Below are 26,367 nucleotides of genomic sequence, written 5' to 3' on the forward strand. Positions count from 1 at the left end.
CCCGAGCCTTGAGCCGCGCCCGAGCCTTGAGCCGGGCCCGACCCCTGACCCGCCCCGGAGTCCTGGCCCGCGCCCGAGCCTTGAGCCGCGCCCGAGCCTTGAGCCGGGCCCGACCCCTGACCCGCCCCGGAGTCCTGGCCCGCGCCCGAGCCTTGAGCCGCGCCCGACCCCTGACCCGCGCCCGAGCCCTGGCCCGCGCCTGCGGCGGCTTCCGGGTCCAGGCCGCCGGATTCCGCGCCCGACCCCAACCCCGCCCCCGAGCTTTGACCCGCACCCGGCCCCAGCCCCGCACCCGCGCCGCTCCCCGCGCCGAGGCCCCGGCCCGCAGCCCCGCCCGGCTCCCCGGCCCGCCCCGAACCGCCGCTTCCCCCCGCGTCCGCCACCAGGAACTCCTTCGCCCCCACCGGCTCCAGCTCCGCCGGTACCGCCACCTCCGCGACCGCCCGCCGGTCCGCGCGGAACGCCACCTCGGTCTCGCCGATCACCTCGCCGTCCACCGACATCCGTCGTAGCCGCAGCACCCCCGCCCACGGCTCGCCCGCCTGATTGACGACGGCCAACACCCGCCCCCGCTCCCGCTGTTGAACCGTCAGCAGCCGGTCGGCGTACAGTCGCCGCAGCTCGTGATAGAGCGGCTTCTCCCGTCCGTCCCCGTCGACGGCCGCCCAGGACGTCACCGGCCAGCAGTCGTTGAGCTGCCACACCACCGTCCCCGCACACACCGGCCAGTGCGACCGCCAGTGCTCGATCCCGGCGGCCACGGCCCGCGCCTGGTTGACCTGCATGAGGTAGTGCCAGCGGTCGAAGTCCCCCTCGGGGAACACGAAATGGTGCTCCAGGCCGCGCCGGAGCTTGCCGTTTCCGTCGTCCGCCTTCTGGTGGTGCAGCACACCGGGGGAGTCCGCGGCGAGCTCCTCCCCGGGCAGCGCACGCGTGAGCGTCGCGTACGCGGGTGGTGCCTGCCATCCGAACTCGGCCACGAACCGCGGGACATCGTCGCGGTACCCGGCGTAGTCGAGACGGTTCCACACCTCCCAGGAGTGGTGCGTCCCATGCGCCGGGTCGTTCGGATGGTGCTCCCACGAACCGGACCAGGGGCTGCCCGCCGTGTACGGCCGCGTGGGGTCCAACTCGGCCACCACCCGCGGCAGTACGCCCAGGTAGTACCCCTCGCCCCAGGAGTCCCCGGCGAGCCGCGCCTCCCAGCCCCAGTCCCGGAAGCCCCACAGGTTCTCGTTGTTGCCGTTCCACAGCACGAGCGAGGGATGCGGCATCAGCCGTACGACGTTCTCCCGGGCCTCCGCCTCCACCTCGCCCCTGAGCGGTTGCTCCTCGGGATAGGCCGCGCACGCGAACGGGAAGTCCTGCCAGACCAGCAGTCCGAGTTCGTCGCAGGCGTCGTAGAAGTCCTCGCTCTCGTAGATCCCCCCGCCCCAGACCCGCACGAGATCGACGCCCGCGCCGGCCGCCTGCCCGAGCCGCTCCCGGTAGCGCTCGCGGGTGATCCGGGAGGGGAACACGTCGTCCGGGATCCAGTTCACGCCGCGCGTGAAGAGCCGCTCGCCGTTGACGACCAGACAGAACCCGGTGCCCTGCTCATCGGCGGACCGATCCAGCTCGACACTCCGGAAGCCGACCCGGCGCCGCCACACGTCCAGCGGGCCGCCCTCGTGCAGCAGCGTCAACTCCACATCGTACAGCGGCTGTTCACCGTAACCGCGCGGCCACCACAGCCGCGCCTCCGGCACCTCGAGGCGTACGGTCCCCGAGGTCCCGTCGATCGCGGCGCGTGCCCGTACCCCACCCACCGAAGCCTCCAGCGTCAGTGGCGCCTCGACCCTGGCCCGCTCCACCTCGACCGCCAACTCGACTACTCCTACACCCTGTTCGACGGTCACCAGCGGCCGCACCCGGGCGATCCGGGCCGTCGACCACCGCTCGAGCCGCACCGGCCGCCAGATCCCGGCCGTCACCAGCGTGGGCCCCCAGTCCCAGCCGAACGAGCAGGCCATCTTGCGGAGGTACTGATAGGGCTCGGCATACGCGGCGGGCCGTTCGCCCAGCTTCCCGCGCACCGCCTCGGCCTCGGCGTAGGCGGAGACGAACCGCACGGCGAGCCGCCCGGACATGCCGGTCACGTCGAAGCGGTACGAGCGGTGCATGTTCCTCGTCCGACCCAAAAGTCGGCCGTCGAGCAGGATCTCGGCCGCGGTGTCCAGACCGTCGAAGACGAGGTCGGTCTGCTCATGCCCGTTGGTGGGTGCCAGGTCGCGCTCGTAGGTCCACTCCCGCCGCCCCACCCACGCGACCTCGTTCTCGTTGCGCCCGAGAAAGGGATCCGGGATCACTCCGGCGGCCAGCAGATCGGTGTGCACACAGCCCGGCACGACGGCCGGCAGCGCACCCCCCTCGTGCCGCAGGATCCATCCCTCGGTGAGCGGTGTGGCCTGAAGCATGTACGCACTCCTAAACCGATCAAGTCCAGTGCTGCGGAAGCTTTTTGGCATCGTTGGCGAGATAGGGACTTTACCGGTTAAGAAAACGTTGTCAGAGTACCGAACCAGCCAACCCGCTCGTGCTCGTCCGTCCCGTGAACGGAGCTGATGCACATGAACCGCCGTACAGTCCTGGCCATGGCCGTGGGAGCCGTCCTGCTGATCCCGGGGTGCACCGGCACCGGAGGCTCGTCGAAGGGTGCCGACGCCAAGGCTCCTGACGACCCGTCAAAGGTCTCCGGAACCATCAAGGTCCTCACCGTCCGCACCGACCTCGTGCAGGACGGCACGATGAAGAAGTACGCCGCCGAGTTCAACAAGACCTACCCCAAGGTCAAGGTGGAGTTCGAGGCCCTCACGAACTACGAGGCCGAGGTCAAGATCCGGATGAACACCGAGAACTACGGTGACGTCCTGCTGATCCCCGCGGTCATCAAGAAGGCCGACTACCCGAAGTTCTTCGCCTCGCTGGGCACCGAGGCCGAGCGCAGCAAGAAGTACCGCTTCACCGACTACACCACCGTCGACGGCAAGGTCTACGGACAGAGCCCGATCGGCGTGGCCCCCGGGTTCCTCTACAACAAGCGGATCTGGAAGGAGGCCGGGGTCACCGCATGGCCCACCACCCCGGCCGAGTTCCTCCAGGACCTCAAGGCCATCAAGGCCAGGACGGACGCGATCCCGTACTACACCAACTTCGCGGCCGGCTGGACGCTCACCTCGTGGACGTCCGTCGACGGCGCCGTGCACTGCGATCCGCAGGCCACCACCAAGCTCGCCGAGGGTGACCCGTGGGCCGAGGGCGCCGACCTGCGCGTCGGGGACACCCTGCTCCACGACATCGTCAAGGCGGGCCTGGTCGAGAAGGACCCCACGACCAGCAACTGGGAGGAGTCCAAGCCCCGTACCGCCAAGGGTGAGATCGCCACGCAGTGGCTCGGCACCTGGGCGATCGTGCAGTTCCAGGACGCCGCCAGGAAGGCCGGGGTGAACCCCGACGACATCGGCTTCATGCCCTTCCCGTCGCAGACGGACGGCACGTTCTGCGCGACCGTCGCACCCGACTACAACCAGGCCGTCAACGTCCACTCCAAGTACAAGGAGGCCGCCCGCGCCTGGATCGACTGGTTCACCGACAAGTCCACGTACGGGAAGGACAACCTGGCGATCTCGCCGCTGAAGAACGCCTCCATGCCCGAGGTCCTCAAGCCGTACGAGGAGCAGGGTGTGAAGCTCATCGAGGTGGACGACTCCAAGGGCGCCCAGGTCAAGCAGGTCGACAGCGACTCGGAAGTGGGCATCTACGCCCCCGAGTACCGCCAGAACCTCGTCGACCTCGCCCGCGGAGCCCGCAAGGGCAGTCTCGACGGCTTCCTCGCCGATCTGAGCAAGCGCTGGACGGACGCCCAGAAGAACCTGGGGTCCTGATGACGGACACCACACAGAAGGCGGCCGTGGAGGTGATCCCGGCCGCTCCCGTCCCGGAGCCCGCCTCGCGCCGGACCCGGACATGGCGGCGCCTCACGCCCTGGCTGTTCCTGATCGCCCCGCTCGCCCTGCTGATCACCTTCACCTACGCGCCGATCGTCAACATGCTCGCGTACAGCTTCACCGACTGGGACGGCGTCAGCCCCGTGCTGCACTACACGGGCGCGGAGAACTACCAGGAGGTGTTCACCCGCCCGGATCTCTTCGAGGTCTTCTGGGTCAGCGGCTACTACCTGGCCGCCTCCGCGGTCCAGATCGTCCTGGCGCTCTACTTCGCGACGGTTCTGAGCTCCAACGTCCGCTTCCGGAACTTCTTCAAGGGCGTGCTCTTCTTCCCGTACCTGATCAACGGGGTCGCGATCGGGTTCGTGTTCCTCTACTTCTTCCAGGACGGCGGCACCCTCGACTCGGTGCTGAGCCTGTTCGGAGTGCACACCGACCACGCCTGGCTCGGCACCCCTGCCTCCGCGAACACCTCGCTGGCCGGCGTCTCGGTCTGGCGCTACCTGGGCCTGAACTTCGTCCTCTTCCTGGGCGCGATCCAGTCGATCCCGGGGGAGCTGTACGAGGCGGCGGAGCTGGACGGGGCAAACCGCTGGCACCAGTTCCGCCACATCATCGCGCCGGGCATCAAACCGATCCTGACGCTGACGGTGATCCTCTCGATCTCCGGCTCGCTGTCGGTCTTCGAGATCCCGTACATCATGACCGGCGGCGCGACCGGCACCGAGACCTTCGTGATCCAGACGGTCAACCTGGCCTTCCGCTTCAACAAGACGGGCCTGGCCTCGGCGGCCGCCGTCGTCCTCCTGCTGATCATCCTGCTGGTGACCTGGGTGCAGCGGCGCCTGGTCCCCGACGACAAGGTGGACCTCGTATGACCCGCCGTACGATCGCCCGCGTCCTGGTCCAGCTGTCGCTGATCGCCGCGACGGTGGTGGTCCTGCTCCCGCTCGTGGTCGTCCTGCTGACCTCCCTCAAGTCGGAGAAGGAGATGGCGAACACGAGCGGCGCCCTCGACCTCCCGCACGACCCGCTGAACTTCCACAACTACGTGGCGGCGTTCCAGGACGGCGGGATGCTCTCCGCCTTCACCAACACGGCGATCATCCTGCTGGTCTCGGTCAGCGGCACGGTCCTCATCGGCTCGATGACGGCCTACGCCATCGACCGCTTCACCTTCCGCTTCAAGAAGCTGGTGGTGGCGCTCTTCCTGACGGCCGCCCTGGTGCCCGGCGTCACCACCCAGGTGGCGACGTTCCAGATCGTCAACAGCTTCGGCATGTTCGACTCGCTGTGGGCGCCGATCGCCCTCTACATGGGCACGGACATCGTCTCGATCTACATCTTCCTGCAGTTCGTCCGCTCGATCCCGATCTCCCTGGACGAATCGGCTCGTCTGGACGGCGCCAACGCCTTCACGATCTACCGGAAGATCATCTTTCCGCTGCTGAAGCCGGCGACGGCGACCGTGGTGATCGTGAAGGGCATCACCGTCTACAACGACTTCTACATCCCGTTCCTGTACATGCCCTCGAAAGATCTTGGCGTGATATCGACGTCGCTGTTCCGCTTCAAGGGCCCGTACGGGGCCCACTGGGAGGTCATTTCGGCGGGAGCGGTCCTGGTGATCCTGCCCACGCTCGTCGTCTTCCTGTCGTTGCAGCGCTTCATCTACAACGGCTTCATGAGGGGCGCGACCAGATGACTCCCCAGGGGCGCGGGGAACTGCGCGAGCAACCACAACGCACCCGCAGCCGCCGTGCCTCGGGAATCACCCACGGCGGCTAGGCGGAAAGCGCGGCCACCAACACAGGAGTCACCTGTTCCACCTGCCAGGCCCGAGCCCCGTAACCGGCCAACGCCGCTCCCACCGACGCCGCACTCACATCGGCCGGCGGCTCCCAGCAGACCCGCCGCACGGTGTCCGGGGTGATCAGGTTCTCCTGAGGCATGTTCAGGGTCTCGGCCAACGCGGACACCGCGGCCCGGGCGGCGGACAGCCGTGCGGCCGCCGCAGGATCCTTGTCGGCCCAGGCGCGCGGGGGCGGAGGCCCCGTCACCGGCTGACCGGGCTGCGGCAACTGCGCCTCGGGAAGGGCCCTGGCCCGGTCCACGGCCGCCTGCCACTGCTCCAGCTGGCGCCGCCCCATCCGATGCCCGAACCCGTTCAACGCGGCCAGCGCATGCACGGTGACCGGCACGGCGAGCGCCGCCTCGACGATCGCCGCGTCGGACAGCACCTTGCCCGGCGACACGTCCCGCCGCTGGGCGATCCGGTCCCGTGCCTCCCACAGCTCCCGCACGACGGCCAGCTGCCGGCGCCGCCGTACCTTGTGCATCCCGGAGGTCCGGCGCCAGGGTTCCTTGCGCGGCTCGGCCGGCGGGGCCGAGGCGATCGCGTCGAACTCCTCAAGCGCCCACTCCAGCTTGCCCTGCCGGTCGAGCTCCTTCTCCAGCGCGTCCCGCAGATCGACGAGAAGCTCCACGTCGAGCGCGGCGTACCGCAGCCAGGGCTCGGGCAGGGGACGGGTCGACCAGTCGACGGCCGAGTGACCCTTCTCCAGTACGAAGCCCAGCACGCCCTCGACCATCGCGCCGAGCCCGACCCGGGGGAACCCGGCGATCCGCCCGGCCAGCTCGGTGTCGAAGAGGCGGGTGGGGATCATGCCTATCTCGCGCAGACACGGAAGGTCCTGTGTGGCGGCGTGCAGCACCCACTCCACACCGGAGAGCACCTCGCCCAGCCCCGAGAGATCGGGACAGGCCACGGGGTCGATCAACGCGGACCCCGCCCCCGCGCGGCGCAGCTGCACGAGGTACGCGCGCTGTCCGTAGCGGTAGCCGGACGCCCGCTCGGCGTCGACGGCGACGGGGCCGGAGCCCGCGGCGAACGCGGCGATCACCTCGGCGAGCGCGTCCTCGTCGGCGATCACGGGCGGGATGCCCTCGCGCGGCTCCAGCAGAGGGATCGGAGCCTCCGCGACAGAAGATCCGCCATCGTCCGGAGGGCCGCCTCCGGTGGTTCGCAGTGAAACGTCTGCTGCGGTGTCTTGGGCGTCGGTCACATGTCAAGGGTATCTGTGTATGGACAGCGCCTGCCGACGGAACGTTCCGTCGGCAGGCGCTTGGGGGTCGTAAACCAGTCAGCGGTGTGAAAGCTCTGGTTCACGTCCGTGAACGGTGCGGCTCGAAGAGCCTCAGTGGATGATGCCGGTACGGAGGGCCACCGCCACCATCCCGGCGCGGTCTCCCGTGCCGAGCTTGCGGGCGATCCGGGCGAGGTGGCTCTTGACGGTGAGTGCGGACAGGCCCATCGAGACGCCGATCGCCTTGTTCGACTGCCCTTCGGCCACCAGCCGCAGGACCTCGACCTCACGGCCGGAGAGCTCGCGGTAGCCGCCCGGGTGGCTCGGGGCACCCGGGGGGCGGCGGTGCATACGGGCGGCGGCGGCGCCGATGGGGGCGGCTCCCGGTCGGGTGGGGAGCCCGAGGTTGGTACGGGTGCCGGTGACGACATAGCCCTTGACGCCGCCCGCGAGGGCGTTGCGCACGGCGCCGATGTCGTCGGCCGCGGAGAGGGCGAGGCCGTTGGGCCAGCCCGCGGCGCGGGTTTCGGACAGCAGGGTCAGGCCGGAGCCGTCGGGGAGGTGGACCTCGGCGACGCAGATGTCTCTGGGACTGCCGATTCGGGGACGGGCCTCCGCCACGGACGAGGCCTCGATGACATCGCGCACACCGAGCGCCCAGAGGTGACGGGTGACGGTGGAGCGGACACGCGGGTCGGCCACGACCACCATGGCGGTGGGCTTGTTGGGGCGGTAGGCGACCAGGCTTGCGGGCTGCTCGAGGAGAACGGACACCGGGCCTCCTGGGGTGCGGGACGGCTTGGGAAGGTCACAGACGTCTTCGGCACCGAACCCGGCGTCCTTTAGAGAATGATCACGATCTAGTGAGTAACAATTAGTGCAATTCGGACGTACGGTCGATCGTTCGGTGCGCAAATCGGTTCGTTCGATGGCTCACTCCTGACTGAAAGTGGCCGTATCGACAAATTGATGCTCCATGTGGGTGGCCAGTACCGCTGGTCGGGCAGGGGGTCAGCGCGCCTGGGGATCCCGCCGCTGCGGCAACGTCACGACCGACGCGTCACCCGGGCCGGCCGGCGGCAGGCCCGCGACCTGGGCCAGCAGATCGCACCAGGCGGTGAGGTGCCCCGCCGTGTCCGGCACACCGCCGAGGCCCTCGCGGGGCGTCCAGGAGGCACGGATCTCGATCTGCGAGGCCGCGGGGCGCTCGGACAGGCCGCCGAAGTAGTGCGAGCTCGCGCGCGTGACGGTGCCGCTCGGTTCGCCGTACGACAGCCCGCGCGCCGAGAGGGCGCCGGTCAGCCACGACCAGCACACCTCGGGCAGCAGCGGGTCGGCGGCCATCTCCGGCTCCAGCTCCGCGCGCACCAGCGTCACCAGCCGGAAGGTGCCCCGCCAGGCGTCGTGGCCGTCCGGGTCGTGCAGCAGCACGAGGCGTCCGTCGGCGAGGTCCTGGTCGCCGTCGACGACGGTCGCCTCCAACGCGTACGCGTGCGGGGCGAGCCGCTGGGGCGCGCGGGTCGGCTCGATCTCGATCTGCGGCCGCAGCCGACTGCCGCGCAGGGCGTGAACCGCGGCCTGGAAAGCCGGCGGAGCCGCACCGCTCCCCTCCCGGTCACTCCCCTTCGCGTCGTCCATTCCACCCGAGTCGTCCGACAGTCGTCCTTGTGCCGCAGCCATGCGGGAAGGTTAAGGGGAAGGGGGGCGTGGTGCGGGCCTAGACACCCTGACTCGACTCCATGCCCACACAGACACCGCGCACTCGGCACTCGTCGCACCGTGCGAGACTTTCCGACGTGAGTGCACTCGAGACGCCGCCGTCAGCCACGTACGAATCCGCCTTCCTCAAGGCATGCCGGCGCGACCCCGTGCCGTACACCCCGGTGTGGTTCATGCGCCAGGCCGGGCGCTCGCTGCCGGAGTACCGCAAGGTCCGCGAGGGCATCCCGATGCTCGAGTCGTGTACGCGTCCCGAGCTGGTCACCGAGATCACTCTTCAGCCGGTCCGCCGGCACGGCGTCGACGCGGCGATCTACTACAGCGACATCGTCGTCCCGCTCAAGGCCATCGGCATCGACCTCGACATCAAGCCCGGCGTCGGCCCGGTCGTCGAGCACCCCATCCGCACCCGCGCCGACCTGTCCCAGCTGCGCGACCTCACCCCCGAGGACGTCTCCTACGTCACCGAGGCCATCGGCCTGCTGACCCGCGAGCTCGGCCCGACCCCCCTCATCGGTTTCGCCGGCGCACCTTTCACCCTCGCGAGTTACCTCGTCGAGGGCGGCCCGTCCCGCACCTACGAGAACGCCAAGTCGATGATGTACGGCGACCCCGAGCTGTGGGCCGACCTCCTCGACCGCCTCGCCGAGATCACCGCCGCCTTCCTCAAGGTCCAGATCGAGGCCGGCGCCTCCGCGGTCCAGCTCTTCGACTCGTGGGCCGGCGCCCTCGCCCCCGCCGACTACCGCCGCTCGGTCCTGCCCGCCTCCGCGAAGGTCTTCGAGGCGGTCGAGGGGTACGGCGTCCCCCGCATCCACTTCGGCGTCGGCACCGGTGAGCTGCTGCCACTGCTGGGCGAGGCCGGCGCGGACGTCGTCGGCGTCGACTGGCGCGTCCCGCTCGACGAGGCCGCCCGCCGTGTCGGCCCCGGCAAGGCGCTCCAGGGCAACCTCGACCCGACGGTCCTGTTCGCGTCCACGGAGGCCGTCGAGGCCAAGACCCGCGAGGTCCTCGACTCGGCCGAGGGCCTGGAGGGCCATGTCTTCAACCTCGGCCACGGCGTCATGCCGTCCACCGACCCGGACGCGCTGACCCGCCTCGTGGAGTACGTCCACACGCACACCGCCCGCTGAGTCACCACGTGTGCCGGGGCCGCGCCTTCCTGCCGAACAGCAGACCGCGCGGTTCCGGCGGCGGGGGAGTGCCCGGCTTCAGCGGCCAGGCGAGCAGCATCCCGGCGAGGAAACCGACCACGTGCGCCGCGTACGCCACCGTGCCCGCCGCGGAGACACCTCCGCCCGACGAGTACACCGCCTGGAGCCCGAACCAGAAGCCCAGCACCAGCCAGGCCGGCAGTCGCAGCGGCAGGAAGACCAGGAAGGGCACCAGGACCCACACCCTGGCCTTCGGATACAGCACCAGGTAGGCGCCCAGGACCCCGGCGATCGCCCCCGAGGCGCCGATCAGCGGGTCGCCCGAGTCGTCGTTGAGCAGCGCGAAGCCGTACGACGCCGCGTAGCCGCAGACGACGTAGAACAGCGCGAAGCGCACATGTCCCATGCGGTCCTCGACGTTGTTGCCGAAGATCAGCAGGAACAGCATGTTGCCCAGCAGGTGCAGCCAGCCGCCGTGCAGGAACATCGCCGTCAGGACCGACAGTGCGGGGGACTTCTCATAGTCCGGCGGGGCCACCACACAGCCCGCCGAGCCCTGCGCGCTCGTGCCGACGTCGCCCGTCGGAACGAGCCGCGGCATCTGATGGTGGATCAACTCCTGTGGAACGGCCGCCCAGTGGTCCAGGAACGCCTGGAGATGGCACAGCTGCGACAGGCTGCTGTCGCCCGCCACGGAGCCGGCCAGGCCGGGTGTGAAGAGGAACACGAGGACGTTCGCGGCGATGAGCGCGTATGTCACCACGGGGGTGCGGCGCACGGGGTTCACGTCATGGACGGGGATGACCACAAGGAAGTACTGCCCCCGATGGGCCCCTCGAATCGGTGCCTTGTCGGTGAACACCCGCACGCACGCGTGCGTATGTCTCCTCAACCGCCCGCGGCACGGGGAAGGCGGGCCGCGGGGACTACGTGAGGAACAGCGATGAACGACCGTATTACTCCGCCGATGCACGCTCTTCCCGACGGTGAGGCCGAACTCTCCCTGGTGGTGCGACTGCCGTGGGAGGACGTGGCGAGGCTCGGTCAGGAGGCCGGGCGGCTGGCTGCCCAGATGCAGCGGCCGGTGACGCTCGACGAGGCGGTGAGCAACCGGCTGCGCTCCACGCGGGCCGCGTCCCACGCCAAGCCGGCGGGTGAGCAGCCGGCCGCGATGCCCAGCAGTGCCAGCGCCTCCGTCTCGGCGCTGCCGCCCAGGCCGCCGGCCGACCAGGCCCGCCAGGCCATCGAGCGGATCAACGGAACGGCGTAGCGCTCAGGAGCCCCGCACCTTCGCGACGGCCTTCCTGGCCGCCACCAGCACCGGATCCCACACCGGGCTGAACGGCGGAGCGTACCCCAGGTCCAGGGCCGTCATCCGCTCCACCGTCATCCCCGCCGTCAGGGCCACCGCGGCGACGTCGACCCGCTTTCCGGCGCCCTCTCTCCCGACGATCTGCACGCCGAGCAGCCGCCCCGTGCGGCGCTCGGCGAGCATCTTCACCGTCATGGGGGAGGCGCCCGGGTAGTAGCCGGCCCGGCTGGTGGACTCGATGGTGACCGACACGAACTGCAGGCCCGCCCGACGGGCGTCCTTCTCGCGCAGTCCGGTGCGGGCGATCTCCAGGTCGCAGACCTTGCTGACGGCCGTGCCGACGACCCCGGGGAAGGTGGCGTAGCCACCGCCGACGCCCGTGCCGATGACCTGGCCGTGCTTGTTGGCGTGGGTGCCGAGCGCGATGTGGCGCTCCTGCCCGGACACCAGGTCGAGGACCTCCACGCAGTCACCGCCCGCCCAGATGTTCTCGTGGCCGCGCACCCGCATCGCCAGGTCCGTCAGCAGGCCGCCGTGGCTGCCCAGCGGCAGGCCGGCCGCCCGCGCGAGCGTCGTCTCCGGGCGCACGCCGATGCCGAGCACCACCACGTCCGCCGGATACTCCGCGTCCTCCGTGGCCACGGCACGCACCCGGCCGTCCTCGTCCGTGAGCACCTTGGTCACCGCGGCGTCGTTGACCATGGTGATGCCGAGACCCTCCATCGCCTCGTGCACCAGACGGCCCATGTCCGGGTCGAGCGTCGACATGGGCTCACTGCCCCGGTTGACGACCGTCACCTCGTAGCCGCGGTTGATCAGGGCCTCGGCCATCTCCACGCCGATGTAACCGGCGCCCACCACCACCGCCCTGCGGCCACGCGTGCGTGCCAGCGTGTCGATGAGCGCCTGCCCGTCGTCGAGCGTCTGCACCCCGTGCACACCGGGGGCGTCGGCGCCCGGCATGTCCGGGCGGATCGGGCGGGCGCCGGTCGCGATCACGAGTTTGTCGTACGACGTCCAGGACTCGGCCCCCGAATCGAGATCACGCGCGCGTACCCGCTGCCGCTCGACGTCGATCTCCGTGACCTCGGTGCGCATGCGCAGATCGATGCCCCGTTCCCGGTGCTCCGCGGGCGTACGGGCGATCAACTGGTCCGGCCCGGTGACGTCCCCGCCCACCCAGTACGGGATGCCGCACGCCGAGTAGGAGGTGAAGTGCCCCCGCTCGAACGCCACGATCTCCAGCTCGCCGGGGTCCCTCATCCGGCGTGCCTGCGACGCCGCGGACATCCCCGCGGCGTCGCCACCGATCACGACCAGACGTTCCCTCGTGTCCCGCGTACGGCTCATGTTCATGCGAACACGCTACGAGGGCGGGGCATTTCAGCGAATTTTTGCGAGGAACCTCGGGCGTTTGCGCCCGGGAGGAATCGCATCCCTGTGGTTGCGGCGCCGAGCGCCGCAGCATCACTGTGTCGGCTCGGCCGGGGGCGGCCGGGTGATGCGAGCGCGTGGTCGGTTGAGTCACTCGATGTGATGAACGCGGCCGAACGCGTGGTGGCATCTCGTACGGGTGCCTACGATCAGTGATCGTGAAGCTGGTGGTGCAGGTCAAACTGGAGCCGACACCCGGACAGGCGGCGGCGCTTGAGGCGACCCTGTACGCCTGCAACGAGGCCGCCACCTGGGTGAGTGAGATCGCTTTCGAGCGCGGGGAGTTCAAGAACTTCCCCCTGCGCAAGCACACTAGTTGTGGCGACGCGGGGCCCAGTCAACGGCCCCTGTCCCACCCCGGACATCCCGGGGTGGGGCTGGACGCAAACGCAGCATCACAGCCAGTGATGCCCGTTGTGCAAGCCCGGGACTTTAGTCCCGGGTAGTTGACTCCCGCTCGCCCCGCTCCTGCGCGCCTTCTGGGCCCTGTGCGCGTTCCGGGTCCGGGACAGGACGGGCCACGGGCAGCGGGCCCAGCGCGGTCGAGGCGGCCGCGGGCGCGGGCCGGCGCGGCAGCCGGGGCCGGACCAGCCGCAGCCACACCAGCACGAGCAGCGCGATCCCCGCGAGGAACGGCAGCACCGCCGCCACCGCCACCACGACCCAGCGCAGCATAGTCACGAACGCGTCCCAGCCGCCCGCCAGCGCGTCCACGACGCCGGGGTCGTCGTCCTCCGCGGCCACGACGACCGGCGACTCGGACAGGGACAGGGTGATGGTGGCCAGGCTGGTGCGGTCCTTCAGGGACGCCTGGCGGGCGAGCAGCGACTCCAGGTCCGCCTGACGGGTGCTCAGCTCGCCCTCCAAGGTGACCACGTCACTCAGCCTGGTCGCCTTGTCCATCAGCTCCCGGATCCGCGCCACGCTCGCCCGCTGCGTCGCGATCCGGCTCTCCACGTCGACGACCTGGTCGGTGACGTCCTGCGTGTTCGCGGTGCGCTCCAGGAGCTTGCCCGCGCCCTCCAGGTCGCCGAGGACCTCGTCGTACTTCTCGGCGGGTATCCGCAGCACCACCTCCGTCTGCTCCCGGCCCTCCTCGTCCCGGGAGGTGGACTCCTTGCCGACGAACCCGCCCGCGCTCTCGGTGGTGGTGCGGGCCGCGGCGAGCGCCTTCGGCACGTTCTTGACCTGCACGGTCAGCGTGGCGGTGCGGATGATGTGGTTCACGGCGGGCTGGGGGGCGGTGGTGGCCTGCTTGCCGCCCGCGCCGGCCTCGGCGCCGGCCGCGCCGTCCGCCTGACTCTGCGCCGCCTTGTCGTCGGACAGGGCGCTGCCGCCGTCGCTGCTGCTGTTGGCGCCTCCGCTGCACCCTGTCAGGGCGAGGCCCGCAGCGAGCAGGAGGCCGGCCAGGGCCTGCGCGGGCCGTACGGAACGTCGTGAATGTGATGTGCGCATGGGCGTCCCCCCGAGGGTCGTGAACAACTGACGGTCCTTCGACGCCGGAGGGGGCGCGAACGTTGGACTCCGGCGGTCCCGATGCGGTCACGGTCAGGACTCGTGAAGGACACCGGGCCGCCGGACCACTGTCAGTGGGGTCTGAGAGGCTGGGGCCATGAGCGGATCACAGGTCGTCGTCGTGGGAGCCGGTATCGCGGGACTGGCCGCGGCCCACCGGCTGCTGCAGCGCGGCGTGCGCGTCACCGTGCTCGAGGCGTCGGACCGCGTCGGCGGCAAGCTGCTGCCCGGCGAGATCGCGGGCGCCCGCGTCGACCTCGGCGCCGAGTCGATGCTGGCCCGCAGGCCGGAGGCGGTGGCCCTCGCGCGTGAGGTGGGCCTCGACGAGCGCCTCCAGCCGCCGGCCACCGCGACCGCCTCGATCTGGACCCGCGGTGCCCTGCGCCCCATGCCCAAGGGTCACGTCATGGGCGTCCCCGGCACCGCCGAGGCCCTGGCCGGGGTGCTCTCCGAGGAGGGTCTGGCCCGCATCGAGCAGGACGCCGGCCTGCCCCGCACGGAGGTCGGCGAGGACGTGGCAGTCGGTGAGTACGTGGCGGCGCGCCTGGGCCGCGAGGTCGTCGACCGCCTCGTCGAACCCCTCCTGGGCGGGGTGTACGCGGGCGACGCGTACCGCATCTCTATGCGCTCGGCGGTCCCGCAGCTCTTCCAGGTGGCCAGGACGCACTCCTCGCTCACCGAAGGCGTGCGCGAGATCCAGGCGCGCATGGCGGCCAACCAGCAGACCGGGCCGGTGTTCATGGGCATCGAGGGCGGCGTGGGCACCCTCCCGCTCGCCGTCGCCGACGCGGTCCGCGCGCGGGGCGGCGAGATCGTCACCGGCGCCCCGGTGAGCGAGCTGCGCCGCGAGCCGTCCGGCGGCTGGAAGGTCGTTGCCGGGGACCGCGTCCTGCACGCCGACGCCGTGATCGTCGCCGTCCCCGCCCCGGCCGCCGCGGGCCTGCTGCGCGCCGAGGCCCCCGAGGCCGCCACCGAGCTCGACACCGTGGAGTACGCCTCCATGGCCCTGGTCACCCTCGCCTACCGCCGCTCCGGCACCGCCCTGCCCGCAGGCAGCGGCTTCCTCGTCCCGCCGGTCGACGGCCGCACCATCAAGGCGTCCACCTTCGCCTCCCAGAAGTGGGGCTGGATCGCCGACGAGAACCCGGGCGTCGTCGTCCTGCGCACCTCCGTCGGCCGCTACGGCGAGACGAAGATCCTGGAGCGCGACGACACCGACCTCGTGGACGTCTCCCGCCGCGACCTGCGCGAGGCGACCGGCCTCGACGCCACGCCCCTGGAAACCCGCGTCACCCGCTGGACCGACGGTCTGCCCCAGTACCCCGTCGGCCACCACGCGCGCGTGGCCCGCATCCGGGAGCGCGTCGCCGAGCTCCCGGGCCTCGCGGTGTGCGGCGCGCAGTACGACGGCGTCGGCATCCCCGCCTGCATCGCGAGCGCCCACGCGGCCGTCGACCAGATCCAGGGCGACCTGACCGCCGTACGGGAGCTCACGGCCAACCCGGTGCAGAGCCTGCACGGCGGAGCGGGAGAATAGGGGCCATGAGCAACGACGCCCCCACCCCCGAGTCCGGCAGGGTCCCGAACAAGGGCAAGCTGGCCAAGGACCTCAACGAGGTCATCCGTTACACGCTCTGGTCCGTCTTCAAGCTGAAGGACGTGCTCCCCGAGGACCGCACCGGCTACGCCGACGAGGTCCAGGAGCTGTTCGACCAGCTCGCCGCCAAGGACGTCACGATCCGCGGCACCTACGACGTGTCCGGGCTGCGCGCCGACGCCGACGTCATGATCTGGTGGCACGCGGAGACCAGTGACCAGCTGCAGGAGGCGTACAACCTCTTCCGCCGCACCAAGCTCGGCCGCGCCCTGGAGCCGGTCTGGTCGAACATGGCGCTGCACCGCCCCGCCGAGTTCAACCGCTCGCACATCCCGGCGTTCCTGGCGGACGAGCACGCCCGCGACTACGTCAGCGTCTACCCGTTCGTGCGGTCCTACGACTGGTACCTGCTGCCCGACGAGGACCGCCGGCGCATGCTCGCCGACCACGGCAAGATGGCCCGCGGCTACCCGGACGTCCGCGCCAACACCGTCGCCTCCTTCTCGCTGGGCGACTACGAGTGGATCCTGGCGTTCGAGGCCGACGAGCTCTACCGCATCGTCGACCTCATGCGCCACCTGCGCGCGTCGGAGGCGCGTATGCACGTCCGCGAGGAGGTCCCGTTCTACACGGGTCGCCGCAAGGACCTCGGCGACCTCGTGGCGGGCCTCGCCTGATCAGCGGGCCGGTGTGCCGGCCGCCTTCCGGGAGCCGCCCTTCGGCTCGGGCTCGGGGTGCGGGGCGCACGCGGCGCGCCGCACCGGGAGGCGGCCGTCCAGCAGGTAGGCGTCCAGATATCCGTTGACGCAGGGGTTCGGGCCGCCCGAGATGCCGTGCGTGCCCGCGTCCCGCTCGGTCACCAGCACCGAGCCGGACAGCCGCCGGTGCAGCTCCAGGGCGCCCTCGTACGGAGCGGCCGCGTCCCTCTCGGCGGCCAGGATCAGCGTCGCGGGCAGCTCACCGGGCCCCGTCCGCACGTCCAACGGCTCCTGCCGGGCCGCGGGCCAGTACGCGCAGGGCAGGTTCATCCACGCGTTGTCCCACGTCTCGAACGGCGCCACCCGCGCCAGCCGGGTGTTGTCCCGGTCCCACACCTTCCAGTCCGTCGGCCAGGGCGCGTCGTTGCACTCGACGGCTGTGTAGACCGCGTTGGAGTTCTCCGCCTCCTTCGCCGCCTCCTGATGCGGCCCCGCCTGCTGGATCAGCGGCTTCGGATCGCCCTTGAGGTACGCCGACAGCGCCTGCGCCCGGTGCGGCCACAGGTCGTCGTAGTAGCCGGCCGACAGGAACGCCCCCTGGAGCTGGCCCGGTCCGACCTTCCCGCCGGCCGGCTCGGCGGCCAACCGCGCCGCCGCCTTCTCATAGCTGCGCAGCACGGCCTCGGCCGTGGCTCCGAGTCCGTATACGTCGTCGTGCCGGGCGACCCACTCCCGGAAGTCCGTCCAGCGCTCCTCGAAGGCGGCCGACTGGTCCAGGTTGTTGCGGTACCAGACCTGCTCGGGGGCCGGGTTCACCGCCGCGTCGAACACCATCCGCCGGACGTGCGAGGGGAACAGCGCCGCGTACAGCGCGCCGAAGTAGGTCCCGTACGACGCCCCCATGAACGTCAGCCTCTGCTCGCCGAGCGCGGCCCGCAGGACGTCGAGGTCCCGGGCGTTGTTCAGGGAGGTGTAGTACGTCAGAGCCGCGCCCGCCCGGTCCGCGCACCCGCGCGCGTACGTCTTCGCCTGCGCGACGCGTTCCTTCTTGTACGACGGTGAGGGGTGCGTCGGCGCCTGCGTGGGCGCCTTCACGTACTGCTTGGGGTCCGTGCAGGACAGCGGTGCCGAACGGCCCACCCCGCGCGGGGCGTAGCCCACCAGGTCGTAGGCCGCGGCGAGCCCCTTCCACTCGGGGAGCGCGCCGATCAGCGGGAAGTACATGCCGGAGGCGCCGGGCCCGCCGGGGTTGAAGACCAAGGCGCCCTGCCGGGGCACCCGGCGCTTGCTGTTGTGCGGGTCCTTCTGGGTGGCCCGCACCCGGCTGACGGTCAGTTTGATCTGCCGGCCGTCGGGGCGCGCGTAGTCGAGCGGGACGGACACCGCGGCGCACTGGACGCCGTCGGGCAGGTCCTCCACCGCGGGGCAGGTGCCGAAGCGGACGCCGGCCGCCCCGGCGCGCGCGGCGGCGACGGCGGTGCCGTGGAGCTCCGCCGCGCCCGGGGCGGCCGGGGCGCCCCCGGCCGGTGCGGCGGTGAGCGTGGCCAGGAGCAAGGATCCGGCGGCCGTGTAGAGGGCGGGGGCTCTCATCGGTGTCCCTTCGGTGCGCGGCAGCGACAAGAGGGATGCTTGGTTCGGCTGTGGAGGAAGGCAAGCACCGCCCCGCCGGTGTCGGCCCCAATGCCTCCGTGCGCCCCCGGGCGGGCTCAGTCGCGGTGCGGGCGGTGGTGTGTCTCGCCGTGTCCGCCGGGCCGCTCTCCGCGCCGCTCCGCGCCGTGACGGCCGTGGTGCTGCTCACGGTGGGCGAAGGCCGCGCGCAGGTCCGGTTCGCCGACCGCGCTGATGCCACGCACGGCGACGCAGGTGAGATACGTCCGCTCGTCCGTGTCGCCGGCGCGCCGGGTCAGGGCGCCGAGCAGCCGCTGGCCCGCCGGCGACGCCCAGCGCGAGTACGGGTGGACCTCCATCCGCGCGATGGCCAGACAGCTCAGGCTGAGGGCGAGCGGCAGCGCGAACCAGAGGGCGACCAGGTGCCGCGGCATCTCCGACGGGGCGGGCGCCAGCAGCGCGATCGCGCCCAGCGCGACGACGGTCCCCGCGGCCAGCCGTACCTGGCGGACGCCCGCCGCGATGCCGGACCGGGCGCCGTCCGGCACGGCGAGCCCCGCGTCCACGAGCCGGTCGGCGAGGCTGCGCACCGCGTCCGCCGAGGCCGCGTCCGCCCGCACCGGAGCGATCCGGGACTGCCCCTCGGGCCCGATGGCCCCGATGACCGTGCGCTCCATCTCGTCCCGCCCGCGCGGATCGACGACGGTCGCCCAGCCGGTGTGGGCCAGCAGCAGCCGACGCTGCCGGGCCATCGAGACGAGCGTGAGATCGGCGACCCGCCGCGGTCCGCCGGAGAGGAACGCGGCCTCGTACAACGTCAGATCGTGTGCCCGGGCATCCGCGTCCGGGGCCGCCGCGTGTACGGCGGCCAGGCACAGCCGCGTACACGCGGTACCGGCGGCGGCCCAGGCCAGGAGCAGGAGCAGAACCCAGAACATGCCGCGTTTCTATGCCAAAGGCTCCTGGCGGCGCCATGGGCTGTTCACGATCCGGACGATGTGTTGTCGGTGTGTGACGTTCCGTTTGTCCGCGAGTGCACTACGACGGGACGGGCACCGGGGGTGGACTGGAGGCGGCGGGAGGAAGGGTGAAGGTCGTGGCGTACGGCGACGGGGTGACCGGGACGACCGCCCCCGGGTCGGCCGTCGGACCGGGCGGCGCGGGGGAGTTGGTGATCGGCGGGGTGCTGCCCGCGGCCAGGTCCCGGGCCAGGGCGCCGAAGTCGACGTATCCGGTGGCCTCCAGGATCCTGATGTGGTCCAGCACCGTGCTGTTGGCGTCGTCGGCCAGGGCGCGGACCAGGGAGTTCTGGGTGCTCGCGCGGACCTCGGCGACGACGGAGAACACCCGGCCGTGCGCGAGGCGCAGGATGTTGGCGAACTGGCGGTCGTAGTCGACGCCCTGGGCCTGGTCCAGGGTGCTGAGCCACTGCTTCTGCTGCTCGTTGGGCTCGTTGGGCAGGGCGAGTCCGAGCTTCGAGGCCACGTCACGCACGCGTGCGTCGAGGAAGGTGTGCCCCTCCACGAGGTGCTGCCCCGCCGTCCGCACGGCCTGCGTCGTCCCCTTCTGCTGCGCCTGCTGTCCCGCGGGCAGCTCCCACAGCCCCGCCAGCCGCACCTTCGTGACGAAGTCGCGGTCCAGCGCGGAGAGCGGCCCGTACGGCGTCGTCACGGTCCCGGCGTTGAGCACGCTCACTCCCGTGCCGGAGCGGTCGGCGTAGGACCAGATCGGGACGAGCAGCGCCACGAGGGTCGCGGTCAGGCCGGCGATGATGACGCCGGTGCCGGAGAAGATGCCTCGTCCCTTGACGGGCGGTCGTGGTCGCGGTCGCATGGTGCCTCCTGTTGCGGCACCGCACGCTAGTGAGTTTCAGGTGCGGGGTTGACATATTACTGCCGGGTCAATGTCGACTTCCCCGGGCACGTCCGCGGGGGCCGGTGCCCCCGGCCCCCGTCACCGCCGCAGCAGCACTCTCCGCGTGACCCGGGCCAACCGGAGCGTCGGCCTCCGGGATCTCGGTGCAGGTCCCGACCGCTCCAGCCACCACTCCCGCAGCTCCCGCCGCAGCCGCGCGTCCCCCGGCTCCCCGCCCAGCAACAGCTGCTCGGCGAAGTTCAGCGCGTCCCGCCGGTACCCGTCCGTCATCGGCGCCCCCTGCGCGTACCTGAGGAACGCCGGCCGGTAACCCGTCCCGAGGATCACCGGCAACTCCGGCGCCACCTTGGCCACCACATCCGCCCGCTTCCCCGCGAGCGCCCGCGCCTGCACCCCCAGCCGCACCCGGTCGAAGCCCTCCGGCACCGGCGTCCCGGCCACGAGCGCGGACAGCAGCGCGGTCTGGGCGAGGGCGAGCCGCTGGCGGGCGGCGTCGGTCGGGACGCTCGACGGCTCGGCGGCAGCGCGCCACGCGCCGTCGGCCCGGCCGCCGCCCCCCTTCTCGACCGCCTCTCGGATCGCCGCCAACTCCCCTTCCAGTTCGGCCGGTTCGGGAAAGTTCTCGTCCCGCTCCAGCAGCACCCCGGGTGGCGAGATGCGGGACGCGAGGTCGGTGAGGATGTCGAGGACCGGCCGCGGCACGGGGTGGGCGTGGCTGTCGTGCCACACCCCGTCCCGCTCGAACCCGCCCGCGACATGGACGTAGGCGAGGGCCTCCAGGGGAAGCCCGGCGAGCGCCTCGGCCGGGTCCTCGCCGCGGTTGACGTGGTTGGTGTGCAGGTTGGCCACGTCGATCAGCAGCCGTACCCCCGTCCGGTCCGCGAGGTCGTACAGGAACTGGCCCTCGGTCATCTCCTCGCCCGGCCACGAGATCAGCGCGGCGATGTTCTCCACGGCCAGCGGTACCGGCAGCGCGTCCTGCGCGATGCGGATGTTCTCGCAGAGGACGTCCAGGGCGTCCCGGGTGCGCGGGACGGGCAGCAGGTGCCCGGCCTCCAGGCGCGAGGAGGCGGTCAGCGGGCCGCCCGCCCTGACGAACGCGATGTGCTCGGTGACCAGCGGCGAGCCCAGCGCCTCGGCCCGCTCGGCGAGCGCCTGGAGCCGCCCGGCGTCGGGCCGGTCCGCTCCGCCGAGACCGAGCGAGACGCCGTGCGGCACCACGGTCACCCCGCGCTCACGCAGCCGCCGCAGCGACTCGGGCAGATGCCCGGGACAGACGTTCTCGGCCACGACCTCGACCCAGTCGATGCCCGGCATGCCCTCCACGGCGTCCGCGATCTCCGGCCGCCACCCGATACCCGTGCCCAGTCGCTCCATGGTCCGTCCCCTCCTCGGCCGCTCCCGCATCCGCTCCGGTCGTCGCCCCCTCGGCGTGACGGAGGTATGGCCCCGGGTCTCGGGCCCCAACCGTCCCGGCAGGACGTTCAGAGCAACATTTGAGGTTCGGGCAGGGCGAGGTCACCCGCCCGCTCCGGGCCACGACTGCGGCTCCCGGCCCAGCAGCCGCAGCGTCTCCTCCAGCGGCCCGGCCCCCTCCGGAACCTTCAGCGCGGGCGCGAACGCGAACCCGGGCCCACGGCCGGCCGGATCCACCGGCACGCGCCGGGCCACCGCCAGTGCCGCGACCAGGACCTCGTCCGCCAGCCGGAGCCGCACGCCGAGCGCGGCCGCCACGTCCCACGCGTGCACGACGTAATCGACGAAGTGGAAGCCGATCGCCGTACGGCCGACGAACCCTCCGCCCAGCTCCGGCAGCTCGAACTCCCTTTCCGGCACGCCGGGTTCGGCGAACGCCGAGAGCACCACGTCCGCGGCCGCGCGATGCGCCGCGCCGGGCTCGCCCACCCCCTCCGGTTCCCGCCAGTACTCCGGCTCGCCGCCCACGCCCCGTGCCGCGGCCGCGAACCCGTGGTGCTGTGCGGTCATGTGCGCCACCAGCCGCCGCAGGTCCCACCCCGCGCAGGGAGTGTCCCGCGCCCAGTCCCCGTCGTCTGCGCCCCGGGCCAGCTCCACCACCCGCACGGCCTCCCGTACGGCGATCCGGTCCAGCTCGACGACATCCATCCGAACTCCCATGAAGTCGGTGCCCATGCCCCGACCCTAAAACTAAACGAACGATCGTGCTACTAATTTCCGGGAGTGAAACAGCTCGGCGACCGGACCGCTCCAGATCTCAGCCCCGCAACCGTGCGGCGATGCCCCGCCGGGCCCTGGCATAGGGCGCGGCCTCGCCGTGCAGCACCGACATCGCGTTCGCCGTCTCCATCAACGCGACGACCTCGAAGGCGAGTTGGGCCGGATCGGTGTCCGCGCTCAGCTCACCCGCGGCCCTCGCCCGTTCGGCACACCTCTCCAACTCCCCGAGCCAGGCGCGCTGTGCCTCGACGAGGGCGTCGTGCACCGCCCCCTCGCGCGCGTCGAACTCGGCCAGCACGCCGTAGAAGAAGCAGCCCCCCGGGAAGACCCGCTCCTCGGAATAGCGCAGCCAGCCCTCGCACAGACCCCGCAGCCGGGCGAGCCCGTCGGCCGCCTCGGAGACCGGGTCCAGCACCTCGGCGACGAAGATCCGCGAGGCCTCCCGCACGGTCGCCAGCTGCAGCTCCTGCTTGGACCCGAACAGGGCGAACACCCCGCTCTTGCTCAGCTCCAGCTCACCGGCCAGCCGCCCCACGGACAGCGCCTCCAGCCCCTCGACCGAGGCGATGTCGACGGCCCGCCGCAGCACGGTCCGCCGGGTGCGGTTGCCCCGCTCGACGCGCCCGTCGACCCCGGTCATCGCAGCGTCGGATGGTCCGCGACGACCGTGCAGGAGCCCGGCGCGATCTCGGTGAAACCGGCGTCCCGGACCAACGGCAGCCCGCTGGTGGTCAGTTCGGACCAGCGCCCGGGCTCCGCCGTCCGCACGGCGAGCGGGAACCCGGCCTCCCGCCAGTCCGCCCGCTCCTCGACGGACAGTTCCCACCAGGCCAGTTGGGCACCGTGACCGGCCTGGGCCATCGCCTTGCCGGCCGACATGTCGAGATCCGGGTTGAGCCACAGCACCGGGGCGGTCACATCGGCCTGCGCGGGCGGCTCGGGGTCGTCGAGGTCGGTGCCGGAGACCTGGAGCCTGGCCAGCTCCTTGGGCCACCCGTCCAGCGGGACGGGCGGAAACACCCGAACCTGCGCCGCCTTCCCCGTCACCGTGATCCCGGGCAATGCCTCGGCCCGCCGCCACTCGGCGCCCCGGGCCCGCCGTACGACCTTCCGGATCCGGGCGTCCTGCCAGTCCCGCACGGCCTCGGCCCACTCCCCGTCGCCGGCCGAACGCTCGTCGCCGAGCAGGACGAGTACGGCGCGGGCGGCGGTCTCCAGAGCGTCGGTGCGGGCGGGCGGAGCGGCCTTCTCGATGCGGACGACCAGGGGCAGCACGAACTGGGGTGCCTGGTCGCGGGCGGTCGGCTCGGTACGGAAGGGGCTGTCGGTCGAAGGCGTCACGTCGTGGCTCACCCGGACAACCCTAAGCTCAGCCGGAGCAGGCCGTCCGCTGCGCCTCCTGCCACTCGCACACCGGGCACAGCGTGATCCCCTTGTACGACTCCGGATACTCCGTCGGCTCCCGGCACACCACGCACTCCGCGTACGGCGGCCCGTCGGTGGCCGGAGGCTTCGGCCCCGCCCCGCTCGTGCAGTAGTCCTCGCTCATACCTCCAGCCTAGGACCCGATAAGCCTAGGACCCGATCAGCTCGGACACCTTCACGAACCGGAATCCCCGCGCACGCAGCTCGGGCACCACGGCCCGCACCACCCGCTCCGTCGTCGGCGCGGCACTGCGCGTGCAGTGCATGACCACCACCGACCCCGGGCGCACCCCCTCCAGCACCTGCCGGGACACGGCTGCCGCGTCCGTCGCGAACGCGTCCCCGCTCACCACGTCCCACTGCACGGCGGTCACCCCGACCGGGGTCAGCGCCTTCAGCGCCCGCCGGTCGTAGCAGCCGCCGGGAAAACGGAAGTACGGCCTCGCCTCCGGCACCCCCGCCCTGCGGAACGCCGCGTACGCCCGCTCCACGTCGGCCCGCATCCGGTCACCGGAGACCGTCGGCAGCCCGTAGCAGTCATCGGTGAAGGCGTAGTGGCTGTAGGAGTGGTTGGCGATCTCGAAGAGCGGGTCCCGCCCGATGGCACGGGCCTGCCGTGGATACTCCTCGGCCCACCGTCCGGTCATGAACACGGTGGCCGGCACCTTCAGTGCCCGCAGTGCCGCGATCAGCCCGGGATTGTCGAAGTGCTCGCCGGCCGCCGCCCGGGCCCCCTGATCGGCGGTCATGTCGGCGTCGAAGGTGAGCGCGACCGTCCTGGCGTGGGTGCGGGAGCCGTTCTTGAAGACGGGGGTCAGGCCTCCGGGGCCGGGGGCGAGGGTGGGGGGCGCGGAGGGTGCGGACGTCGCGGAGGGTGCCGGGCGGGCCGGCCGAGAGGTCTGGTGGGGAGCGGCGGCGCAGGCGGTGAGGGCGGCACCGAGGGCACAGGCGGCGGTGACGCGTCGTACGAGAGTGATCACCATATGAAAATATGGCGAACCATCCTATTTGCCGCTCAGCCCGGCCGTGGACGTCACCCGCTCAGATGTCCCGCCGCTCCAGCGGCTTGGTCGCCGGTCCCTGGATCACCTTGCCGTCCGTGTCGAAGCGGGAGCCGTGGCATGGGCACTCCCAGGCGTCCTCGGCCCCGTTGAACGAGACCAGGCAGCCGAGGTGGGTGCAGCGGGGGGAGACGGCGTGGAGGTTGCCGTCGTCGTCGCGGTAGACCGCGAGGCGGTCGCCGTTCACCCGGACCACGGCGCCCTCTCCCGGCGGCAGGGACTCCAGCGGGGGTGCGGGGCGCAGGCGGTCGCCGACGAAGTGGCGGGCCACCTTGCCCTGGGTCTTGAGGAAGGTCGGGGCCTCGCGGACCGTCGACAGCAGGCGGCGCGGGTCGTACAGCTCGCTCCACGCGCACTGCTCGCCGGTGATCTGGGCCGCGAGCAGCCGGCCCGCCATGATTCCGCCGCTCATGCCCCAGCCGCCGAAGCCGGTGGCCACGTAGGTGTGCCGGGCCCCCGGGTGCAGGGGGCCGACGAGCGGCACGGTGTCGGTGGGGTCGTTGTCCTGGGTGGCCCAGGCGTGGGTGAGCTCGACGTCGGGGAAGTGCCGGGTGGCCCACGCGGAGAGGGCGTCGAACCGGGCCCGGGTGTCGCCCGTGCCGGGGGTGAAGTGCTCGCCGGTGACGATGAGCAGACGCCGGTCGGCGTCCCAGGGTGCCGTACGGACCGAGCGGGTGTCCTCGTCCGGCGTGATGTACATGCCGTCCGGATCGCGGTCCCGGTCGATGGTCCCCGCGACGACCAGCTCACGGCGCGGGGAGAGCCGCGTGAACAGCAGGGCCCGGTCGAAGATCGGGTAGTGGGTGGCGACCACGACGTCCCGGGCCGTCACCGTGGCCCGCGTGTCCGTCGACAGCCGGCACGGCTCGCCCTCGTCGAGCCCGAGGACGGCGGTGTGCTCGTGGATGGTCGCGCCGGAGGCGACCAGGTCCTCGGCCAGGGCCAGCAGGTACTTGCGCGGATGGAACTGCGCCTGCCCGGTCACCCGCACGGCGCCCGCCACCGGGAACGGCAGCCCGGTGTCCGTCACGAACGACGCCGGCAGCCCCGCCTCCCGGGCGGCCGCCGCCTCGGCCCGCAGCTCCTCGACCCGGCTCTCGTCACGGACGTAGGTGTAGGCGCTGCGCTGCTCCCAGTCGCAGTCGACACCCAGCTCCTCCGCGATCTCGGCGGCCCGTTCGATCGCCTCGCTCTGCGAGCGGGCGTACAGCCGGGCGCCCTCGGGGCCGCGGGTGCGGCGCAGCTTGTCGTAGATCAGAGTGTGCAGGGCGGTCAGCTTGGCGGTGGTGTGGCCGGTGACGCCGGCGGCCACCTGCCCGGCCTCCAGGACCGCCACCCGCCGCCCGGCCCGCGTCAGCTCCCATGCCGTGCTCAGCCCGGCGATGCCGGCGCCGATGACGGCCACGTCGACGTCGAGGTCCTCGGTCAGCGGCGGCCGGGGTCCGCCGGGTGCCGTCTCCAGCCAGTACGAGCCCTTGACATGCCGGTTCTCGGTCATGTGCCCCGGGTACCCCGGATTCACCAGATTCTTGCGAGGATGCCCCGGCGTTCACGCCGGGGAGGAATCGCATCCCGTGGACGGCGACGCGGAGTGTTGCCGTGTCCGGTCTTTTGGGGCGCGGAGCGCCCGTGAGGCCAGCAACGGAGCCGGAAGGCGAACGGGTGTGCCCGTGTTCGCTGGTGGGGGTGGCTTTGCGGCGG

24 protein-coding genes are annotated in these 26,367 nt (G+C 71.9%); 7 read left to right on the top strand and 17 right to left on the bottom strand.

Annotated elements, in window-relative coordinates; genetic code table 11:
• Positions 1 to 2,456, bottom strand: a 2,456-nt coding sequence (locus ACIRP7_RS38855; protein ID WP_403669597.1) for a glycoside hydrolase family 2 protein, incomplete at its 3' end; no start/stop codon positions are given.
• A gap of 153 nt (positions 2,457 to 2,609) precedes the next feature.
• On the opposite strand from ACIRP7_RS38855, the gene ACIRP7_RS38860 reads away from it, so the two are divergent.
• From ACIRP7_RS38860 to ACIRP7_RS38870, 3 genes are read left to right on the top strand one after another with little or no spacing between them, the layout of a single operon-like run.
• Positions 2,610 to 3,923 carry an extracellular solute-binding protein gene (locus ACIRP7_RS38860; RefSeq protein ID WP_403669600.1) on the top strand — a complete coding sequence of 438 codons (1,314 nt, stop codon included), beginning with the start codon at positions 2,610 to 2,612 and terminating at the stop codon, positions 3,921 to 3,923.
• A complete protein-coding gene (locus ACIRP7_RS38865) occupies positions 3,923 to 4,864 on the top strand; it encodes a carbohydrate ABC transporter permease (RefSeq protein WP_403669603.1) in 942 nt (313 codons plus the stop codon). The genes ACIRP7_RS38860 and ACIRP7_RS38865 overlap by 1 nt, the downstream gene beginning before the upstream one ends.
• A complete protein-coding gene (locus ACIRP7_RS38870; RefSeq protein WP_403669605.1) occupies positions 4,861 to 5,691 on the top strand; it encodes a carbohydrate ABC transporter permease in 831 nt (276 codons plus the stop codon). Before ACIRP7_RS38865 ends, ACIRP7_RS38870 begins: the two co-directional genes overlap by 4 nt.
• Before the next feature lie 79 nt (positions 5,692 to 5,770).
• Here ACIRP7_RS38870 and ACIRP7_RS38875 read toward each other — a convergent pair whose 3' ends face one another.
• The 3 genes from ACIRP7_RS38875 to ACIRP7_RS38885 all read right to left on the bottom strand — a co-directional run bounded on the left by ACIRP7_RS38875 (position 5,771) and on the right by ACIRP7_RS38885 (position 8,752).
• A complete protein-coding gene (locus tag ACIRP7_RS38875; protein ID WP_403669608.1) occupies positions 5,771 to 7,051 on the bottom strand; it encodes an HRDC domain-containing protein in 1,281 nt (426 codons plus the stop codon).
• 132 nt (positions 7,052 to 7,183) lie between these two features.
• On the bottom strand, positions 7,184 to 7,846 hold the full coding sequence (locus tag ACIRP7_RS38880) for a response regulator transcription factor (protein WP_031044887.1): 663 nt from the start codon (positions 7,844 to 7,846) through the stop codon (positions 7,184 to 7,186).
• Positions 7,847 to 8,083: 237 nt separating this feature from the next.
• On the bottom strand, positions 8,084 to 8,752 hold the full coding sequence (locus ACIRP7_RS38885; protein WP_403669611.1) for a DUF3000 domain-containing protein: 669 nt from the start codon (positions 8,750 to 8,752) through the stop codon (positions 8,084 to 8,086).
• 116 nt (positions 8,753 to 8,868) lie between these two features.
• On the opposite strand from ACIRP7_RS38885, the gene hemE reads away from it, so the two are divergent.
• Entirely contained in the window at positions 8,869 to 9,924 is a 1,056-nt protein-coding gene (gene hemE, locus ACIRP7_RS38890) for a uroporphyrinogen decarboxylase (protein WP_403669614.1), read from the top strand.
• Between the two features lies 1 nt (position 9,925).
• Here hemE and ACIRP7_RS38895 read toward each other — a convergent pair whose 3' ends face one another.
• The gene (locus tag ACIRP7_RS38895; protein WP_403669961.1) at positions 9,926 to 10,753 is read right to left on the bottom strand and encodes a rhomboid family intramembrane serine protease; all 828 of its coding nucleotides are present in this window, start codon (positions 10,751 to 10,753) and stop codon (positions 9,926 to 9,928) included.
• A 135-nt stretch (positions 10,754 to 10,888) separates the two neighbouring features.
• Between ACIRP7_RS38895 and ACIRP7_RS38900 the strand changes: the two genes are divergently transcribed.
• Positions 10,889 to 11,215 (top strand): hypothetical protein, encoded by a 327-nt coding sequence (locus ACIRP7_RS38900; RefSeq protein WP_403669616.1) that lies wholly within the window; start codon positions 10,889 to 10,891, stop codon positions 11,213 to 11,215.
• A gap of 3 nt (positions 11,216 to 11,218) precedes the next feature.
• On the opposite strand, the gene ACIRP7_RS38905 is transcribed toward ACIRP7_RS38900, so the two are convergent.
• Together ACIRP7_RS38905 and ACIRP7_RS38910 are read right to left on the bottom strand one after the other, a co-directional pair.
• Positions 11,219 to 12,613 carry an FAD-dependent oxidoreductase gene (locus ACIRP7_RS38905; RefSeq protein WP_403669618.1) on the bottom strand — a complete coding sequence of 465 codons (1,395 nt, stop codon included), beginning with the start codon at positions 12,611 to 12,613 and terminating at the stop codon, positions 11,219 to 11,221.
• Positions 12,614 to 13,123: 510 nt separating this feature from the next.
• Positions 13,124 to 14,146: a DUF4349 domain-containing protein gene (locus tag ACIRP7_RS38910; protein ID WP_403669621.1), complete on the bottom strand. Its 1,023-nt coding sequence runs from the start codon at positions 14,144 to 14,146 to the stop codon at positions 13,124 to 13,126.
• A gap of 157 nt (positions 14,147 to 14,303) precedes the next feature.
• Between ACIRP7_RS38910 and hemG the strand changes: the two genes are divergently transcribed.
• Both hemG and hemQ read left to right on the top strand, forming a co-directional pair.
• Positions 14,304 to 15,743, top strand: coding sequence for a protoporphyrinogen oxidase (gene hemG / locus ACIRP7_RS38915; protein ID WP_403669623.1), 1,440 nt, complete (start codon positions 14,304 to 14,306; stop codon positions 15,741 to 15,743).
• Between the two features lie 5 nt (positions 15,744 to 15,748).
• Positions 15,749 to 16,480, top strand: a complete 732-nt coding sequence (hemQ, locus tag ACIRP7_RS38920) for a hydrogen peroxide-dependent heme synthase (RefSeq protein WP_020122144.1) — start codon at positions 15,749 to 15,751, stop codon at positions 16,478 to 16,480.
• Here the strand turns inward: hemQ and ACIRP7_RS38925 are convergent, their stop codons facing one another.
• From ACIRP7_RS38925 to ACIRP7_RS38970, 10 genes are all read right to left on the bottom strand, one after another.
• Positions 16,481 to 18,091, bottom strand: coding sequence for an alpha/beta hydrolase (locus ACIRP7_RS38925; RefSeq protein ID WP_403669626.1), 1,611 nt, complete (start codon positions 18,089 to 18,091; stop codon positions 16,481 to 16,483).
• 116 nt (positions 18,092 to 18,207) lie between these two features.
• Complete coding sequence (locus tag ACIRP7_RS38930; protein ID WP_403669629.1) at positions 18,208 to 19,047, bottom strand: TIGR04222 domain-containing membrane protein; 840 nt, start codon at positions 19,045 to 19,047, stop codon at positions 18,208 to 18,210.
• 100 nt (positions 19,048 to 19,147) lie between these two features.
• Positions 19,148 to 19,942, bottom strand: coding sequence for a DUF4142 domain-containing protein (locus tag ACIRP7_RS38935; protein WP_403669632.1), 795 nt, complete (start codon positions 19,940 to 19,942; stop codon positions 19,148 to 19,150).
• A gap of 120 nt (positions 19,943 to 20,062) precedes the next feature.
• Positions 20,063 to 21,361: a DUF692 domain-containing protein gene (locus tag ACIRP7_RS38940; protein WP_403669635.1), complete on the bottom strand. Its 1,299-nt coding sequence runs from the start codon at positions 21,359 to 21,361 to the stop codon at positions 20,063 to 20,065.
• 141 nt (positions 21,362 to 21,502) lie between these two features.
• Positions 21,503 to 22,135: a TIGR03086 family metal-binding protein gene (locus tag ACIRP7_RS38945; RefSeq protein ID WP_403669637.1), complete on the bottom strand. Its 633-nt coding sequence runs from the start codon at positions 22,133 to 22,135 to the stop codon at positions 21,503 to 21,505.
• An 82-nt stretch (positions 22,136 to 22,217) separates the two neighbouring features.
• A complete protein-coding gene (locus tag ACIRP7_RS38950) occupies positions 22,218 to 22,820 on the bottom strand; it encodes a TetR/AcrR family transcriptional regulator (RefSeq protein ID WP_403669640.1) in 603 nt (200 codons plus the stop codon).
• Complete coding sequence (locus ACIRP7_RS38955; protein WP_403669643.1) at positions 22,817 to 23,533, bottom strand: aminoacyl-tRNA hydrolase; 717 nt, start codon at positions 23,531 to 23,533, stop codon at positions 22,817 to 22,819. The genes ACIRP7_RS38950 and ACIRP7_RS38955 overlap by 4 nt, the downstream gene beginning before the upstream one ends.
• 16 nt (positions 23,534 to 23,549) lie before the next feature.
• Positions 23,550 to 23,729, bottom strand: a complete 180-nt coding sequence (locus ACIRP7_RS38960) for a hypothetical protein (protein WP_403669646.1) — start codon at positions 23,727 to 23,729, stop codon at positions 23,550 to 23,552.
• 25 nt (positions 23,730 to 23,754) lie between these two features.
• Entirely contained in the window at positions 23,755 to 24,585 is an 831-nt protein-coding gene (locus ACIRP7_RS38965) for a polysaccharide deacetylase family protein (RefSeq protein WP_403669964.1), read from the bottom strand.
• A 61-nt stretch (positions 24,586 to 24,646) separates the two neighbouring features.
• Entirely contained in the window at positions 24,647 to 26,164 is a 1,518-nt protein-coding gene (locus tag ACIRP7_RS38970; protein WP_403669649.1) for an FAD-dependent oxidoreductase, read from the bottom strand.
• Positions 26,165 to 26,367: the final 203 nt, after the last annotated feature.

The sequence above is a fragment of the Streptomyces sp. NPDC102270 genome (genome assembly GCF_044766405.1).
In the GTDB taxonomy this organism is placed as follows: Bacteria; Actinomycetota; Actinomycetes; order Streptomycetales; family Streptomycetaceae; genus Streptomyces.